Annotated in this window: 1 tRNA gene; it reads left to right on the top strand. The window is 46.2% G+C overall.

From position 1 onward, the window contains the following. The first annotated feature begins 18 nt into the window (after positions 1-18). Positions 19-95 (top strand) — tRNA-Ile (locus MMP72_RS15845). Positions 96-221: the final 126 nt, after the last annotated feature.

The following is a 221-nucleotide window of genomic DNA, read 5'->3' as shown; positions in this document are numbered from 1 at the left end:
TCTTGAAGATATATCTGAGGGTCTGTAGCTCAGTTGGTTAGAGCACACGCTTGATAAGCGTGGGGTCACAAGTTCAAGTCTTGTCAGACCCACCACTACCGACGAGTGATACATTAAGTTGATCACAAGCTGCTAGATTGAAAGATATAGAATTCACAATGATAAGCTGGGGACTTAGCTTAGTTGGTAGAGCGCCTGCTTTGCACGCAGGAGGTCAGGAG

The sequence above is a fragment of the Acinetobacter sp. NIPH 2699 genome (genome assembly GCF_022549355.1).
Taxonomy (GTDB): Bacteria; Pseudomonadota; Gammaproteobacteria; order Pseudomonadales; family Moraxellaceae; genus Acinetobacter.
Note: the sequence above shows the minus strand (reverse complement) of the source record. Positions and strands in the feature narration are given on the sequence as shown.